Origin of the sequence: Picrophilus oshimae DSM 9789 (assembly GCF_900176435.1) — an archaeon.
Lineage (GTDB): Archaea > Thermoplasmatota > Thermoplasmata > Thermoplasmatales > Thermoplasmataceae > Picrophilus > Picrophilus oshimae.
In genome coordinates this window covers 207,210-223,364 of record NZ_FWYE01000002.1, presented here as the reverse complement: position 1 = coordinate 223,364, position 16,155 = coordinate 207,210, and the positions used below count along the sequence as shown (strand labels likewise).

Genomic DNA, 16,155 nt, shown 5'->3' with positions numbered 1-16,155 from the left:
TTACCATACCAGCGTTGCTGCTGTGGTGTATGTTATTATGAACGCTATTATTATACCAATAAAATCGGAAGCATATATATTTATGTTTCTTGAGACAAGAAAATAGTATATCAATGAATTAACTCCAAAACCAATTAGATTAAAAACATTGTACTTGCCAAGCCTTATAAGTATTCTTGAGAAACCTCCGCGGAAGGTAATAAAATTGTTAAGCAAAAAATTGTATATAATTGAAAGCTCAATTGCAGGTATAATTGAATATATCTTTCCAAGGTATGGATCAGTTAAAAGGAGAACGCCCTCGTTAACAGCAACACCGGATATTCCAACAATTAGATACTTTCCTATGTTTCCATTTAATAATATGCTCTTTAAATCTCCAAATATATGATGCCTTGTCTTTACATATCTGTCAATGAAAACGTATCTTATATTAACGCCTGACCTTGTAATCCTTGAAAGCTCATTGATGAGATCGCCCTCTTTTATATTATTTTTTATATTATATTTATTAGGTACACAGTAAACGCAGCCCTTTATGTATTTTGATTTAATTGAGAATGCCATCTTGAATACTATATTTTGAACCATATCAAGGATTTTATATCTTTGAACGGCTATAACTATGTCATTGCCCTTTGGGTCAAGCCCTTTTAGTATTCTATCCTCCTCTGAGGGGTCAAGATCGCAATATTTTAATATTGTATATTCCAAATTCAATGCATCCACGATACCTTAATGTTAATACTTATTTAAAAATTCAATGCATTATAAACATTATTTATTAATAATTTATAAGCAAACTTTAAATACGCTCTAATGTTAATTATACATGGCCATAGCAAAACCTGTTCTTGGTAGAACAATAAAGAGGAAGATACACTCCATTGGCGGCAGGAAAACACCATTTATAGCAGGCCATAAACTTTTATATACATGCAATCTTAGATGTGAGATGTGTCCATTCTGGCGCAGGCCGGATGAAAGATTATTATCATTATCAGAGGAAATAAAAATGATGGACACCCTTGTTGAGGCCGATGTTTCATTCATGGGCTTTGAGGGCGGTGAACCATTATTAAGGAACGATCTTCCAGAAATATTAAAGGAATCGCATAAAAGGTTTCATACATCTATGGTTACCAATGGCTGGCTTTTAAAATCAAGGATAAAATCAATATCAAATTATCTTGATTATCTCTTTGTATCCATAGATGGACTTGAGGACACGCACGACAGGCAGCGTGGCATTCCAGGTTCCTTTAAAAGGGCCGTTGATGGCATAAAAGAAGCAAAGAGGTATTTACCGGTTTCCATGAGCACAACAATAACAGAAAACAATCTTGATTCTATATTTGATCTTATGGAGCTTGCAAGATCAATCGATGTAAGTGTCAATCTTCAGGTTTCATATAATTACAGCACCGCCGATAAAATATCACCTGAAAGGGAAAGGTTGCATCATATCCTTATAAAATTAAAGGAAATGAAGAAATCAGGCTATCCTATTGTTAATTCATATGAATACTTTGATGCTGTTATAAATTCCTGGTATAATAATATTCCATGGGTTTGCAAGCCATGGTCTACCATAAATATAGACCCGCTTGGAAACATAGTAATGCCGTGCTATGTTTTAAACGAATATTCCGGAAAATACAAGGTCTGGGAGGTTAATATAAAGGAACTATGGAACAGCTATGACTGGGGCCAGTACGAATCATGCAACAAATGCTCGCTGTCATGCTATTTAGAGCCATCACTGTTTTCATGGAAAAAACCATCAATGATCCAGGAAAGGATAATAAATGGAATAGGATCATATATAGCATCCATGTTTTGAATAAAATTTTATTCTATTTTTGTTATATATTATACCGAACATCCTGTGATATGTATTATCATTCCTTTGAGAAAATTTAAACTATATCCTAAGAATTAATCACACGGTGACTTTATGGAGGATTTGGATCCATTCACAATTTCAAGGCAGCAGCTCCAGAAGGCTGCAAAGGTCATGAACCTTGATAAGCAGGCCCTTGAGATATTAAGCTATCCAAGGGAGATATTGCAGGTATCAATACCTGTAAAAATGGACAGCGGCGAGGTAAAGGTATTTACAGGATTTAGGGTTCATTACAACAATGCAAGGGGGCCAACAAAGGGTGGCATTAGATACTATGAAAAGGAGAATTTGTCAGAGGTAATGGCACTTTCGGCATGGATGACCTGGAAGACTGCACTTCTTGATTTACCACTCGGCGGTGCAAAGGGCGGAATTATATGCAATCCAAAGGAATTAAGCCAGGGTGAGCTTGAAAGGTTAAGCCGTGGCTACATAGATGCAATAGCTGATTTCATAGGCCCTGACAAGGATATACCCGCACCTGATGTTTACACAAATCCACAGATAATGGCATGGATGATGGACGAGTACGAAAAGGTTATGAGAAGATCAAGTCCCGGGGTAATAACAGGAAAGCCACTGGCTGTTGGTGGTTCAGAGGGCCGCGGGGATGCAACCGCAAAGGGCGGTATGTACGTTTTAAGGGAGGCGGCAAGATCAATAGGTCTTGACCTTTCAAAGGCAAAGGTTGCCGTCCAGGGCTTTGGCAATGCAGGCCAGTACGCTGTAAAATTTGCAACGGAGATGTTCGGTGCAAAGGTGGTTGCTGTTTCAGATTCAACCGGCGGCATATACGCAAAGGACGGTGTAAACTATGAAAAGCTCTTAGAACATAAAAGAAAGGATGGCACAGTAATGAACTATGACGGCTCTGAGAACATATCAGAAGAGGAGGTTCTCGAACAGGACGTCGATGTTTTAATACCTGCAGCAATAGAGGATCAGATCCGTGGTGACAATGCATCCAAGATAAAGGCAAAGATAATCCTTGAGCTTGCAAATGGACCGACAACGCCCGAGGCCGATGAGATACTATACAAGAACAATGTTCTGGTTCTTCCAGACTTCCTTTCAAATGCCGGTGGCGTAACCGTTTCATACTTTGAATGGGTTCAGAACGTCACAGGTGATTACTGGGATGAGGAGACCGTTTACTCAAAACTGGATAAAAAGATGACCGCCGCAACAAGAAGCGTTCTTGAAACGTCAAAGCGCTATGAGGTTGACCCAAGGACCGCTGCATACATAATAGCCGTGAAGAAGGTGGCCGACGCAATGAAGGCCAGAGGCTGGTATTAATTTTATTTTTTTCTTTTTTAAATGAAAAAAATTATTTAGCTCCTGCTCTATTATCCAGAGATAAAATGACAAGGATGAGTATATCTGTTAAAAATTTAAAGGAAATCGTTGATATGCTTGGTACAATTGTAAGCGAGGTAAAATTTAAACTGGAACCAAACGGCATCTCTGTAACTGCCGTGGATCCAGCACACGTTGCAATGATCTCACTTGACATACCAAAAAATGCATTTTCTGAATACGATCTTGATGCACCTGATGAGATAGCAGTCGATCTTGATAAGGTAAAATCCGTTATAAGACTTGCATCATCAAATGACACCATTGTAATATCAAAGGATAGGGACAAGCTAAGATTTGAAATTGGAACGATAATAAAGAGCATAGCATTGCTTGATAACAATTCTGTTACAACGCCAAGAGTTCCCCAGATAAACTCTGATGATTATGTAATATTATCAAAATCAGATCTTGAAAAAGGTCTCAGGGCTGCAGAGGATGTCTCAGATGCAATAAGATTGACATTAACACCAGAGAGCTTTAGTGCAAAGTCAACATCAGACTCCGACGAAAGTGAGATGCTTCTGCCAAAGGACATGTTAAAAGATATATCATGCAGCCAGCCCATAAAGTCATCTTATCCGCTTGAGTACCTGCTAAAGCTTGTTAAATCCATATCATCAAATGAGGACATAAAGATATCATTTAAGAGCGATTATCCATTATCAATAGAATTTAGCTTTAATTCTGAAACAGAACCAATAAGCGGAAAATTCCTGCTGGCCCCAAGGATGGAATCATAAAACGAGCGGGCACGAGGGGATTTGAACCCCCGATCTACAGCTTAGGAGGCTGTTGCCATATCCATGCTTGGCCACGTGCCCTTAAACCGTTATTTAACGAACACTTATAACATTTTCGTTTATTTTTATTATAAGCATCTAAAAATATCTGACTCTATATAATTTCCAGTGTATGTATAGAAAAAGACTTTACTTATAATAACATAATCTGTAAATGACAAGGCTTGATGATTTTAAGAATATATATAACAACGTTGATGCTTTGAATAAACTAATGGAACATGACAAGCTCTTTAATTACATGAACATTAGATTTACAAGGGTTTCCAGGGGCCATGTTGAGCTTGAGTTCCCAATATCGGAAAACGTTGTAAGGGTTGGTAACGTGCTCCACGGCGGCATGATCATGACAGCCATGGATTATACCGGGGGCTTCACATGCATGACTGTTGCATCCGGAATGGACCAGGTTACACAGGAGATTAAGATAAACTTTCTGGCACCAATGGCAAAATCACCGTTTAAATTTATTGGTGATATCATAAAGGAGGGGAGAACCGCAATTGTTGTCGAGATCAGGGCCTATGATAGTGAAAAAAAATTATGTGCAATAGGCCTTGGAACATGGTATGTTTTGCATGACAGAACCATAGGTCACTAAACTTAAATACATTAAATTTATTTACTTTTTATAAAGTATACTGAAAGTGATACCATGAACAAAAAGGTTATAGCATCATTAATAATTGTGGTTATAATAATTATATCCGGAATATCCTATGTATACATTCATAGTAACACTGCCACCAGCGGTAAAATTACAGTAAAGGCATACAATGGGAATTTTTCATTCAATCATACTGTTACAAGAATTGTTTCACTTGATCCAGCAGCAACGGCAACGCTTTATGCCCTTGGTGCATACAATTACATCGTCGGTGGAAATATCTATGACTGCTATCCTCCACATGAAAACATTACAGTGGCCGGAAACCTTGAAAGTGCAAATATTGAGGAAATAATCAACCTGTCAGCCCAGGTTGTAATAGGAACTGATTTAATACCACAATCAACGATAAACAAGCTCAATTCCGTTGGTATAACGTTCCTGGAATACAATCCATCGAATATATCTGGTATCGAATGCATGACATCATCACTTGGATCATTAACAGGAAAAACTGTTAATGCAACATTGATAAATCAATGGATAAACGAATCAATAAATGATATTAACAGTGTTATGAAGAATTACAAATACCTATCGGTATTCTACTATTTATATCCAGGCTACTGGACTGCAGGAAACAATACATTTATAAACGATGCTTTTAACATGGTTCATTTAAAAAACATTGCAAATAATAATGGTTATTACACGATATCCAGGGAATTAATAGAAAGCTCAAACCCTGATGTTATAATATTAAATGATTACATACCATACTCTGTGGTTAATGAAACGCCGTTTTCGCAGACAAATGCGGTAAGGGATCACATGGTATTTACATTAACAGGAAATATATCAAACCTCTTCAACGAGCCTGATTTTCGTTTTGTATACGCTGTTTACTGGCTTATGATTACAGTGCATCCATCATTAAGAAATTTCTCACTACCGTCATTTCCATTAAAATTAAAATACGGCCCAGGATACGGTCTTTAACCAGGGTGCTTCCATGCGGTATGTTTACACAAAGATTATTATCCTTTTATTCCTGCTTTTTTTAATATTCTTTATCTCACTTTTCATAGGACCCGTGTACATACCCGCATCAAGGATCCTTGACATACTTCTGGAGGAAATATTTAGAATTAACATGCATGTAAAGTATTCAAGCTACGAGATCGTGGTTTATCTAAGGGAGCCAGAAATACTTGGTGCAGTCATAGTTGGGTCATCACTCGGCATAGGCGGTGCTGTTGTTCAGAGCATATTCAAAAATCCGATAACAGAGCCATATATAATAGGAATATCAAGTGGTTCTGCGCTTGGTGCTGTAATATCATTATTTCTTGGCCTCTTCTCATTTGTATTTCTTCAGGGATTTTCATTCATATTCTCTGTAATGACGGTTATTTTTATATATATTATATCGGTGAGACACGGTTATTCCAACATACTTTACCTGCTTTTAACAGGCATATCTGTATCATTCTTTTTATCATCGATAATGGCATTTTTATTATTTTCAGACATAAAGATAGAGGACGAGGCTTTTTTCTGGCTTCTTGGATCATTACAGGGAATAACATATAATAATTTAATACCTGTATCAATAATCGTAATATTTATCTCAATTATATTATATTTTTATTCAAATGAACTTGATGCAATTGGCATCGGTGAAAGATACGCGCATTCCATAGGTGTAAACGTGGAACGCACCAAGTTCATATCATTTATACTTGTTGGTATAAGCGTATCGGCTGTTGTTTCAATAAGCGGTTTGATAGGCTTTGTTGGTCTTGTAACACCGCATATCTCAAGAATACTCTTTGGTGGAAGAAATAAATATGTAATACCGGTATCTGCAATAATAAGCTCAATAATACTAATATCTGCAAATGATATAGCACATATCGTTGTACCGGGCGTTGTAATACCAATAGGCATTATTACAGGCATAATGGGCGTTCCATTCTTTATCTATATATTAAATAGAATATCGGGTGAGCGCCTTGCCAGTTGAGATAAAAAATCTTTATTATGATAATGGCTTTAAATTAAAGATAGAAAAATTGACAATAGAGGATAAAAAGATTACCGGCATCATAGGCCCAAACGGCTCTGGAAAATCAACACTGCTTAATATAATAATAAATTACATAAAGGAATGGTCAGGGAAAATTTACATAAACGGCCGCGATGTAAAGGAGATACCGCATATTGAGCGTGCCAGGTTAATAGGCATAGTATTCCAGGAGATACCATCGACAATGAACCTAAAGGCCATAGACGTCATTGAAATGTCGAGATATAATGATGATCAGGATGATGAACTTATAAATAAGATATCAACCAGCACAGGAATAAAGGATCTTTTATATAAGGATTTTAACAGGCTGAGCGGTGGTGAGAGGCGTCTTGTTATGCTTGCCTCCGTGATGTACCGTGATCCTGATATAGTAATGCTTGATGAGCCGAACAGCTTCCTTGACCCAAACCACGAATCCAGGCTTTTTAAAATCATAAAGGATATGAAAAATTCTGGGAAAACCATCATAATTGTGCTTCACGACGTTAATCTTGCATACATGCTGTGCGATAATATAATAGCGATGAAAAATGGCTCCCTTTTTATGTCAGGAACAAATGAAATCGTAAACTTAAACAACATGGAAAGGCTTTATGATACTGGTTTCATGGAGATTTCAGATGGCAGGGCCAAATTTCTCTTTCCAAAATTCTAGGCCTTTTCAATTATTATGTCAAGGTTTTTCCATTTTATCTTGTATCCAAGCTCCGGAAGCACCCTAAGCGGAATAAGGCCCTGCGATTCAAGGTAATCGATCATCCCCTGTGAGTCCGGGTAAATCTGATCAAGTTTTTTCTTTATCTCATCTATTGAATAATTATCAATCTCGGAGCTTAAATTCCTTTTTTTGGATATTAGGTTAAACAATTCATCCCAGTCCATGTCATTGTAAAAGGCTATGCTTCCAGGCTTCTTCTTATCCCTATCTGATAGTATATAAACATTGATCCAGTTAAGATTATCCGGTCTTTCATCACTGTTTATGCTTACATATATCCTTTCATCAAGATCTATAATATAATCAGGAAAGTAAAATTTGTTGTTTATTATTATTGGATATCCCCTGCTGACATGCTCCGGTAAATGCTCTGGTTTAATGGTCCCAGAGGGCAGAAAGAACTTTGCACTATCGCTTAATTTTAATGTATAAATGTTTTTATCGCCTGAGAAATCTTTTACCTTTATCGAGGCAGTTAATGACCATTCATTCATTTTATATATCGATCTTATTAACATTGAAAATTTTGACCCGTATCTTTCTGTATTTTCGAATAATGCCATTGGGCCCGTGATATTTACTGAAATTATTTTATCACCATCATTTTTGATCTCATATAAGAGTCCAAGCCTTCTTATCCTTGTTATTACAAAGTGCCAGTCGCTTGCATTTGAGATGTTTAATTCCGTGCATTTTAAAAGGACGGTTTCAAGCTGCTCAAGGTTGTACTCTCTTATAAGTTTACCCTCGTCTGTATTGTATGGCCTTTCAAGTATGCTCTCGCTGTCCTTGTCAGCATAGATTGCATTCTCAATATCGATATAATCAATATTAAATGACTCGGCAGCGCTTTTGAGTATCATTTCCCTTTCATTACTGTTTATTGGTGGTATCCTTGCCATTGAGAATATGTATTCCCTTAATGCCTGGGCATCTATATTAACAGGAGGCACAAATATTGATTTTCTCATCATTATTAATGATAGGGCCCTTATAATCTTTGCATTCTGGAATTTCAACTCTATTTCCTTTAAATTATTTTCTATTACCTCCTTTTTTTTACCTGTATTCTCTGTAAATGCAGATATTACGGCCCTGGCATAATCAATATTATCATCGGATAGAAAAACAGGGTATATTATACCGGTCTTTGTCTTACGCGCTATCATCAAGTCCGATGGGAACACCTTTTCTCCTCCTTCTCGAGGTTCCATACTCGTAAGTATTGCTTGAAACAAGCTCATAAAGTATGCTTTCCTTACCTGGTGCCGGCCTTAATATCCTTCCAAGGCGCTGCCTGAACTGCCTTGTGCTGCCCGAACCGCTCATTATAACGGCAATCGATGCATCAGGGACATCAACACCCTCATCAAGTATTCTTGATGTTGCAAGAACAGTTATCCTGCCATCACGGAACATCTCAAGGTATCTTTTCCTCTCCTTCGGCGGTGTGAGATATGTAAGTGCTGGTACAAGGAACTCCCTTGATATCATGTACGCTGTGTTTGTATCCTCAGAGAATATTATCGTCTTCTTTCCAGGATGTTTGCTGAGAATGTATCTAAGATATTCTATCTTACCCTTTGGATTGTATGCTATCTCCCTGGATCTTCTCCATGCCATCAGTGCCTCACGGCCTTCAGGATTCCATGATGATAATATGAAATGCTCAAAGTCCATGTTGCCATTTATCTTTATATCATGATTATGTATATAATCAAGAAAGATCTTTCTATTCCTCTCATATTCAATTTCCATATCATCATCCAGCTCCACAGGTATCCTGAAGATTTTAAAATTTGATATGTAATCGTTTAGCTGCTCATAACCAAGCTCAAAGATCTTTCCGCCCATGTAATTTTCAAGTAATTCATGGTTTTTATCCGGCCTTTCATACGTTGCTGTTAAACCAAGCCTGTACCTTGATGCGTACATCTTTGCTATCTGTATATAGCTCTCTGCAGCCATGTGATGAACCTCATCGGCTATTAAAAGCTCGAACATGTTCCCCAGGCTCTCTGCCATTAAATATGCGGAATCATATGTAATAACTGTTATATCCTTTATATCCTTTTCACCGCCGCCTATCTGGCCTATTTCTATTCCAAAAAACCTTTTAAGTTTATCCCTCCACTGCTGCACAAGCTCTATTGTTGGTGCTATCACAAGCGTTGTTGTTTTAAGCATGTTTATTGCGTATATTCCTATCATGGTTTTGCCGGCCGCAGTTGGAAGCACTATAACACCGTTGTAATCATTTTTAGCCCACATCTCTATAGATTTAATTTGATATGGCCTTAAATTTATATCAGCATTTATATCAAGGCTTTTATGATTTATAACATCATCTATAGCGTCAGGATATCTCTTCTTTATAACATTATAAAGGTATGCTGGAGCCCTGTACAGTCCAGACCTTTTATCATATAAAAATGGATCAGTATTTTCATCTGATACTATGGTACCGGCATCGTAATATATTCTCATTTATTTTAAATATAATTAACAGTTATAAATATTTTTACGCAGAGGATCCAAAGATCTTGTGTCTTGGTGTTGTTTCAAGTATTGTCTTTCCATAATCAACGGTTTCATGGTACTCCTTCATTTTTATAAACTTTTCAAATGATTCGAGATCCTTCCACTCCGTATATATCATGTACTCGCTTGGGTCATCGACCTCCCTGTATAACTTTCCATCAATAAAGCCTGTATCGCCGCTCTTTAAAAGCTTAACGACGTTTCCAAATGTACTCTCAAAGTCCTTCTCATGTCCTGGTTTTACCTTATAATAAAGACCCACATTAATCATAATTTATGATTATTTTATCATATTTAAGTATTTATAAGAAAAATATTTATATTCCGTGGGTCAGGTTATCCAGACGGCCGCCATCAATGACCATAACCTGGCCGTTCATGTACTTTGAATCATCTGATGCAAGGAAAAGTGCGGCATTTGCTATGTACTCAGGAATGCCAAACATTCTAAGGCTTGTCCTTGATATGAATGAATTCTCAAGCTCTTTTATTTCTTCACTGGTTTTATTGCCTATGGTCATATCCGTTTCTATCCAGCCAGGTGCTATGGCATTCACACGTATCTTATAATCCATTAGATCAAATGCAAGTCTCTTTGTCAGCATAATAACGCCGGCCTTTGTTATTGAATAAAACGTTGTATTCTTTGCAGCCGTTCCTATGCCCGCATTGGATGCCATATTTATTATTATTCCATGGGTCTTTTTTAAATCATCAAGTGCCTCAACAACGGTGTATATCGGTCCCATTAAGTTTATTGAGAACATTTCATTTACCTTTTTTTCATCAAAATCATCCCATGATAGTAAATGCCACATGCCCGCATTATTGACAAGGATATCTATGTTTCCAAGTTTTTTATGTATGTCATTTATCATGTTTCTTATTTCACCACGGTTTGAAACATCCGCCTTAAATATTTCAGAACCATGCAATTTCTCCTTTAAGGCCTCTGCGGCATCTTTATCCCTGTTGTAATTTATTGCAATTTTTGCCCCCTCCTCATAGAATTTTTCTGCTATTGCCCTGCCAAGGCCCTTTGATGCGCCTGTTATTAGTGCAACCTTACCTGATAACTTTCCGGACATAATTGAAAATACAGTATTATTATAAAAATATTTTCAGAAGGCTATTTTCCTGCTGCCGGTAAAAATACCTATTATTGATATTACAGGTCCAAGTATTATCACAAGAACAGATGCATAGTCAAGATATCCTATTTCAACAAGAAAGCCTGAGGGCTCGGATTCATATATCAATGCCGGTCTTGAATTTGAGAAATCCACAAATACATATTTTCCAGGCGCCAAATGCTCATATTCCTTTACATTGCCAAATGCATAATCAGATCTTATTTTATATTTATATAACATTGATGCGTTTGTTACCTTGTCAAGATTCGATAATGAAACAAGGCCTGATACAGGAGTTGGATTCTTTATTGTTACTATATAATTATAATCTGCTGTAAAATTATCACTTACATATTCTCCTGGTCTTATTTCAGTAATGCTCTTATGTGAAAGCAAGCCGGTTTCATAGGTCATTACACCGTAGAATAAAAGTCCTATTATAAGAACAACGATGCCTGCAATAATTAAGGATTTTCTCATTCTTTAATAATTTCAATAAATTATTTAAAAATTTATATCCTGTGGCTCTCTCTGCTTTGGTTTTAATATAAGGCCAGCTATTAAAATAATAAAGCCTATGACACCTATGATTATACCAAAGAGGGCAAGGACACCAATGACTTCTATTGTTGAAAATGCACCGTATTCATATGTAAATGTTGATGATACTGCCGATGTGAACATAACAAAGGCGTAGCTACCTGAATTTGTTGAATTTACAAGGTATTCAACAGCAGTTGATGATGATACAAGCGGCTTCAGAGAATACTTGTTTATGTTTGTTGAATTAACTATTTTAATGTCATTTAACGGTATAAGCCCATAAACGCTTGGCGGCGATGTAACAGCAAGTATGTCTCCTGATTTCAGGGTTATATTATCAGTTTTGTACTCCCCTGTCCTTATTTCTGATACAGATCTGTGTAATAGATGTGTACCCTCATAACTACCGGTGGCAAATACGGCTATGCCGATTATAAGTATAACAACACCAATGATAGCTATCTTCTTTCTCATGCTTTATTTAATTAAATCTATTTTATAAAAGTTTTGTTAGGCTATATATCCAAGAATCAATCCAAGCAATGGTGCGATAATCCATGTCATTACAATTATTATAAATGGCTTTATGTATATTGCCTTGTATTTATATGATATGCCAACTCCAAAGACGCTTGATGTTAATGTTTGCGTGTTTGAAAGTGGAACAGAGAAAAATGTCGCAGCTTCAACAAGAAATGATGAAACAAGCAGGGATACAAGTGCGTTTGAATACCTCATCAGGTACATCTCCTGGCCCACACGTTTTATTACCCCGGCACTTAAAAAAAATGAGCCTGTTATTATTGATATTATCATGATTGCAAGCGTTATAAAATTAAAGCCCTCTATTACAGCTATAAATCCAAGGGTATTTGATCCAAGCGTAAAGGCCGTGAAGAATGATGATATTATTAATAGAACCTTTATTAATGATGCCGTTCTCCAGACCTCCCTTTTTGGGCCCCTGAAGAAGACCCTCTCTGAGATATATGATATTATTATTGATATAACAGGTGCGGCTATCCAGAATAAAATCATCTTATCTATTAGTGATGAATCAATTTTATACGATATTTTTAACGATATGCCTATTGAGGTTCCGGCCAGGGCCATTGTCAAAGATAATGGTGCCCTGATTATATTTGCAATTATAAATATCAAAAATGAGATCAAAAATGCGTATGTTACATAAATGTAGGAATCCGGAAGGAGGCTTGATGCATCCTTTAAAAGATCACCCTCAAGCAGAAGTCCGGATATAAAACCGGCAGCGCCTATGCTTAATCCCGCATTTTTGCCTATAATCCTTGAGCCTATCAGCGTTCCAACAGCTGCAGACATGTTATTTCCTGAAACAAAGGCGGTTAAAAGAAATGTTAATATCAATGATATTATTAAAAAGATCAACTTGTCACCGAGAGCATTATTGTAAAGACAAGATCTGCTATATCCTCACAGTCATCAAGCATGTCATCCAGTTTATGCGCAAGTGTGTTTATATGCTCAAATGTTATGTATGATACTGTATTTGATGATTTATATGAAAAATCTATAACCGAATCCTTTATGTTATCAACCTCCTCCTCTATTGATTCTATGGTCTTTCTATGCTCCTTCATTGCATTTATATCATTTTCATTTAATATTGATTTCACAACATTTAGTGCCTCGATGTTTTTATTTAATATATCAATGAATCTTCCATATGTGTATTTTATTATATTCTCCTCATCATCAATGAATTTATGATTTAAAATATATCTTTTTATTTCCCTTGAAACATAGTAAGTCTTATCAACAATATCATCGCATTTTTCTATTAACAAAAGTATATTATCCATTAGATTTGAACTTATTGCGCCTGATGTGACATCATGTCTAAGGTTAACGTCCATCTCATCGCTGGCCTTTTCGTTATCACGTATCATCGAATTATAATTATTTAAATCTGATTGGTAATTTTTTAGCATTTCTATTAAATATTCTGAATTTTTTATGCTCATATCAGAAAAAAATGTTAATCTTGATAAAATGTCCTTTTCACCAACTGCAAGTATCCTCTTTAAAAATCTGTAATTAACCATAGTCCGGTATAAAATTGTATTATAAAAACTTTAAAAATTTTATGCCCTTGCGAGCATGCTAAGCGAGCTTATCTCTGAATTATTTTCTATGCCGTACCTTTTTACCTTATCTATGTCAACGCCGTGCTTCCTTGCTATCTTTTCAACGACCTTTAGCATCAATGTTCCACCTATTGATATAACAGAGCCTGTTCCAAGCCTGACAAACATGTTTCCATGTGTGTTTGAGAATCCATCTCTTGCGGCCATCTTTGCGAGGTGCCTGTATGATGCATAGTAAACACCAAGCTGCACTGGATTAAGCATCATGTTTAGGTTTCTTGATTTTATTCTTCCAAGTGGAACATTGACCAATGGTGTTACCGTGAACTCAAATGGTCTGCCGTCAACATATGAATTGCTAAGCCTGTTTATCATTGCTATTGAATCCCAGTTATCCTCATCGGTTTCCTCCTGCTGGCCAACCTGTATTGTGAATGCCGATCTCCAGTAATACTTTGTTTCGTTGTAAACACCCTGCCAGACTATCTCCTGGAATGTACCGTCAGATCCTATCCTTAATGGCATTGTTTTATTTGGCATGTGCTTCATTGCAAGTGAGTCGCTGCCTGTTTCAACACCTGTCTGTATGCCTATCCAGTTATCAGGCCCGGCATGTATTATCTCTGATAGACTTTTTATAAGCTCTGGAAACGCCGCTGGTATTGATATTCTTCCGTGAGTAGGATTTGTTCCGGTGACGCCCTTTATGCTCATAACGGTTTTAAAAAGATCCTCAAGGGCATCCTGGTTTGGCGTGAACATCTTCTCGTGCTTGTACTCAAAGATCTCATCAGAATGAAGCCAGGCATGATCTATTCCGCCGGCAACATTAACCTCGATCTCCTTCTTTATTTTCTCCAAAGGATAGTACCTTAACGGTCTTAAAGTAACCTCGCAGAAGTCGCAGCCAACGCCGCAACCCCTCATGACCTCGACCATGCCCTTTATCACAGGCCTCTGAACCTCAGGTATGTCCTCAAGTGCTGGATATGCCCTCTGACCTATACCCCTTGCTATGAACATATCGTCATTTTTTAAAACCTTCCTGAAGTGGTCATCGTATGTCATGTATCCCTGAAAGAACATCTTTTTATCGATGTTGCCCTCGCTGATCTGCTCAAAGAGCTCCGGCGCAAGATCATCCATCTCACCCTGCACAATGTAATCGAACTTGTACTTTTCTATTTCGTCCCTGAGAACGGTAAACTCCCAGACACCTGGGCCACCAACAACGAGCTTTGCCTTTTTGCCTGCCCTGACCCTGTTTATCTTCTCTATCAGTGCATCCCATTCCCTTCTCACCCAGGCATCCAGGTTTCCGCCGAAAAGTGCAACGTATGACATTGTTGTTGGTCCTATTCCGAGTGGGTCCATTGTTGAAACGCCTATGATCTCGGTATCATCCTTTATAAAGTTTTCAAGATAATCCTCATGTGCAACGGCGACCTCATTTCTTTTAAATTTTCTTAAAAGTGATGCCTCAATCTTTCTTATTGAGTATGGTGCATACTTCAGCTCGCCATTTGGCAGGGCCTCAGGTGCAGGTCCCTTTAAAAACCTGTATATTCTGCCAGGTATCTTATCACCCGGGGCACATGGCAGGAAGTCAAGCAATGGAAAGTTTCTGTATTCATAACTAAGTGTTGTATCCGAAACGAGTACATACCTTGTCATATTAACGCTCTTATACCATTAATCAATATAAATATTTTCATAATTCTGTTTATTGCCGTTATTTTATTATATTTTAATATTTATATCTCAATAATTAAATATCCTTGCCACTCTTATCATTGAGTAGAATCTGCCATTGTATAAAAAAGAATCCCTTGAAATGCCCTCAATGTAGAAGCCATTGTTTAAAAGGACGCTTAATGATCTTTTATTGAATTCTATTACAGATGTGTATATTCTGTGCAACTTTAATGTTTTATTTCCGTAATCTATTACAATGGAAACAGACCTTGTCATGTATCCATGATTCCTGTATTTTTTTCCAAGTATATATCCTATGTGTGCGCTCTTATTTTCATAGTCTATGTCGTCAAGTGTAACAACACCGGCCAGCTCGTTCCCTATGAATATAAAAAAATCTATGGCAAATCTCTGGCCAAAAACCTCCCTGTTCCTTCTTATGAACGCAATGGCATCCTCCTTGCTATAATTTATAGGAAAGCTGCGGGAGGCAATGTATAAATTAAGATTCCTTTCATTCATTATTTTCATTAGATCCGCTGCATATTCTATGCCAATGTCCGTTCTAAGCATGATATCATCATCGAATATTTCCATGAAAGATTATTTTTAATCTATTTATCTATTTATCC

18 protein-coding genes and 1 tRNA gene are annotated in these 16,155 nt (G+C 36.9%); 7 read left to right on the top strand and 12 right to left on the bottom strand.

The genetic code is table 11. The features are described from left to right. Window positions 1–729: a GtrA family protein gene (locus tag B8780_RS04690; protein WP_084272830.1), complete on the bottom strand. Its 729-nt coding sequence runs from the start codon at window positions 727–729 to the stop codon at window positions 1–3. Window positions 730–832: 103 nt separating this feature from the next. Between B8780_RS04690 and B8780_RS04685 the strand changes: the two genes are divergently transcribed. From B8780_RS04685 to B8780_RS04675, 3 genes are all read left to right on the top strand, one after another. Continuing rightward, complete coding sequence (locus B8780_RS04685; RefSeq protein ID WP_084272829.1) at window positions 833–1,843, top strand: PTO1314 family radical SAM protein; 1,011 nt, start codon at window positions 833–835, stop codon at window positions 1,841–1,843. Between the two features lie 114 nt (window positions 1,844–1,957). After that, window positions 1,958–3,205 (top strand): Glu/Leu/Phe/Val family dehydrogenase, encoded by a 1,248-nt coding sequence (locus tag B8780_RS04680; RefSeq protein WP_011178116.1) that lies wholly within the window; start codon window positions 1,958–1,960, stop codon window positions 3,203–3,205. 65 nt (window positions 3,206–3,270) lie between these two features. After that, window positions 3,271–4,008, top strand: coding sequence for a DNA polymerase sliding clamp (locus tag B8780_RS04675; protein ID WP_011178117.1), 738 nt, complete (start codon window positions 3,271–3,273; stop codon window positions 4,006–4,008). A 6-nt stretch (window positions 4,009–4,014) separates the two neighbouring features. On the opposite strand, the gene B8780_RS04670 is transcribed toward B8780_RS04675, so the two are convergent. Further along, window positions 4,015–4,089 (bottom strand) — tRNA-Arg (locus B8780_RS04670). 133 nt (window positions 4,090–4,222) lie between these two features. On the opposite strand from B8780_RS04670, the gene B8780_RS04665 reads away from it, so the two are divergent. From B8780_RS04665 to B8780_RS04650, 4 genes are read left to right on the top strand one after another with little or no spacing between them, the layout of a single operon-like run. Further along, window positions 4,223–4,669 (top strand): PaaI family thioesterase, encoded by a 447-nt coding sequence (locus B8780_RS04665; RefSeq protein WP_084272828.1) that lies wholly within the window; start codon window positions 4,223–4,225, stop codon window positions 4,667–4,669. Window positions 4,670–4,723: 54 nt separating this feature from the next. After that, window positions 4,724–5,674, top strand: coding sequence for an ABC transporter substrate-binding protein (locus tag B8780_RS04660; RefSeq protein ID WP_084272827.1), 951 nt, complete (start codon window positions 4,724–4,726; stop codon window positions 5,672–5,674). Between the two features lie 13 nt (window positions 5,675–5,687). Further along, window positions 5,688–6,701, top strand: a complete 1,014-nt coding sequence (locus tag B8780_RS04655; RefSeq protein ID WP_011178120.1) for a FecCD family ABC transporter permease — start codon at window positions 5,688–5,690, stop codon at window positions 6,699–6,701. Next, window positions 6,691–7,422, top strand: a complete 732-nt coding sequence (locus tag B8780_RS04650) for an ABC transporter ATP-binding protein (RefSeq protein WP_011178121.1) — start codon at window positions 6,691–6,693, stop codon at window positions 7,420–7,422. The genes B8780_RS04655 and B8780_RS04650 overlap by 11 nt, the downstream gene beginning before the upstream one ends. Here B8780_RS04650 and B8780_RS04645 read toward each other — a convergent pair. The 10 genes from B8780_RS04645 to B8780_RS04600 form a co-directional block, all read right to left on the bottom strand. Further along, window positions 7,419–8,672, bottom strand: a complete 1,254-nt coding sequence (locus B8780_RS04645) for a DUF790 family protein (RefSeq protein ID WP_161939678.1) — start codon at window positions 8,670–8,672, stop codon at window positions 7,419–7,421. The two genes, B8780_RS04650 and B8780_RS04645, sit on opposite strands and share 4 nt — an antisense overlap. Continuing rightward, on the bottom strand, window positions 8,641–9,972 hold the full coding sequence (locus B8780_RS04640) for a DEAD/DEAH box helicase family protein (protein ID WP_011178123.1): 1,332 nt from the start codon (window positions 9,970–9,972) through the stop codon (window positions 8,641–8,643). The genes B8780_RS04645 and B8780_RS04640 overlap by 32 nt, the downstream gene beginning before the upstream one ends. A gap of 34 nt (window positions 9,973–10,006) precedes the next feature. Then, on the bottom strand, window positions 10,007–10,297 hold the full coding sequence (locus tag B8780_RS04635; protein ID WP_011178124.1) for an antibiotic biosynthesis monooxygenase family protein: 291 nt from the start codon (window positions 10,295–10,297) through the stop codon (window positions 10,007–10,009). A gap of 46 nt (window positions 10,298–10,343) precedes the next feature. Continuing rightward, entirely contained in the window at window positions 10,344–11,114 is a 771-nt protein-coding gene (locus B8780_RS04630) for an SDR family oxidoreductase (RefSeq protein WP_011178125.1), read from the bottom strand. 33 nt (window positions 11,115–11,147) lie between these two features. Next, window positions 11,148–11,639 carry a hypothetical protein gene (locus B8780_RS04625; RefSeq protein ID WP_084272825.1) on the bottom strand — a complete coding sequence of 164 codons (492 nt, stop codon included), beginning with the start codon at window positions 11,637–11,639 and terminating at the stop codon, window positions 11,148–11,150. A gap of 24 nt (window positions 11,640–11,663) precedes the next feature. Then, window positions 11,664–12,176 carry a hypothetical protein gene (locus B8780_RS04620; RefSeq protein ID WP_084272824.1) on the bottom strand — a complete coding sequence of 171 codons (513 nt, stop codon included), beginning with the start codon at window positions 12,174–12,176 and terminating at the stop codon, window positions 11,664–11,666. 36 nt (window positions 12,177–12,212) lie between these two features. Beyond that, entirely contained in the window at window positions 12,213–13,109 is an 897-nt protein-coding gene (locus B8780_RS04615; protein ID WP_084272823.1) for an inorganic phosphate transporter, read from the bottom strand. Continuing rightward, on the bottom strand, window positions 13,106–13,786 hold the full coding sequence (locus B8780_RS04610) for a DUF47 family protein (protein ID WP_011178129.1): 681 nt from the start codon (window positions 13,784–13,786) through the stop codon (window positions 13,106–13,108). Before B8780_RS04610 ends, B8780_RS04615 begins: the two co-directional genes overlap by 4 nt. A gap of 39 nt (window positions 13,787–13,825) precedes the next feature. Beyond that, on the bottom strand, window positions 13,826–15,502 hold the full coding sequence (locus B8780_RS04605; RefSeq protein ID WP_084272822.1) for a B12-binding domain-containing radical SAM protein: 1,677 nt from the start codon (window positions 15,500–15,502) through the stop codon (window positions 13,826–13,828). An 87-nt stretch (window positions 15,503–15,589) separates the two neighbouring features. After that, window positions 15,590–16,120 carry a GNAT family N-acetyltransferase gene (locus B8780_RS04600; protein ID WP_011178131.1) on the bottom strand — a complete coding sequence of 177 codons (531 nt, stop codon included), beginning with the start codon at window positions 16,118–16,120 and terminating at the stop codon, window positions 15,590–15,592. Window positions 16,121–16,155 lie beyond the last annotated feature (35 nt).

Coding starts and splice junctions, on each gene's coding strand:
- B8780_RS04685 (WP_084272829.1), top strand. CDS start 833: ATGGCCATAGCAAAACCTGTTCTTGGTAGAACAATAAAGAGGAAGATA.
- B8780_RS04680 (WP_011178116.1), top strand. CDS start 1,958: ATGGAGGATTTGGATCCATTCACAATTTCAAGGCAGCAGCTCCAGAAG.
- B8780_RS04675 (WP_011178117.1), top strand. CDS start 3,271: ATGACAAGGATGAGTATATCTGTTAAAAATTTAAAGGAAATCGTTGAT.
- B8780_RS04665 (WP_084272828.1), top strand. CDS start 4,223: ATGACAAGGCTTGATGATTTTAAGAATATATATAACAACGTTGATGCT.
- B8780_RS04660 (WP_084272827.1), top strand. CDS start 4,724: ATGAACAAAAAGGTTATAGCATCATTAATAATTGTGGTTATAATAATT.
- B8780_RS04655 (WP_011178120.1), top strand. CDS start 5,688: ATGCGGTATGTTTACACAAAGATTATTATCCTTTTATTCCTGCTTTTT.
- B8780_RS04640 (WP_011178123.1), bottom strand. CDS start 9,972: ATGAGAATATATTACGATGCCGGTACCATAGTATCAGATGAAAATACT.
- B8780_RS04635 (WP_011178124.1), bottom strand. CDS start 10,297: ATGATTAATGTGGGTCTTTATTATAAGGTAAAACCAGGACATGAGAAG.
- B8780_RS04630 (WP_011178125.1), bottom strand. CDS start 11,114: ATGTCCGGAAAGTTATCAGGTAAGGTTGCACTAATAACAGGCGCATCA.
- B8780_RS04625 (WP_084272825.1), bottom strand. CDS start 11,639: ATGAGAAAATCCTTAATTATTGCAGGCATCGTTGTTCTTATAATAGGA.
- B8780_RS04620 (WP_084272824.1), bottom strand. CDS start 12,176: ATGAGAAAGAAGATAGCTATCATTGGTGTTGTTATACTTATAATCGGC.
- B8780_RS04610 (WP_011178129.1), bottom strand. CDS start 13,786: ATGGTTAATTACAGATTTTTAAAGAGGATACTTGCAGTTGGTGAAAAG.
- B8780_RS04605 (WP_084272822.1), bottom strand. CDS start 15,502: ATGACAAGGTATGTACTCGTTTCGGATACAACACTTAGTTATGAATAC.
- B8780_RS04600 (WP_011178131.1), bottom strand. CDS start 16,120: ATGGAAATATTCGATGATGATATCATGCTTAGAACGGACATTGGCATA.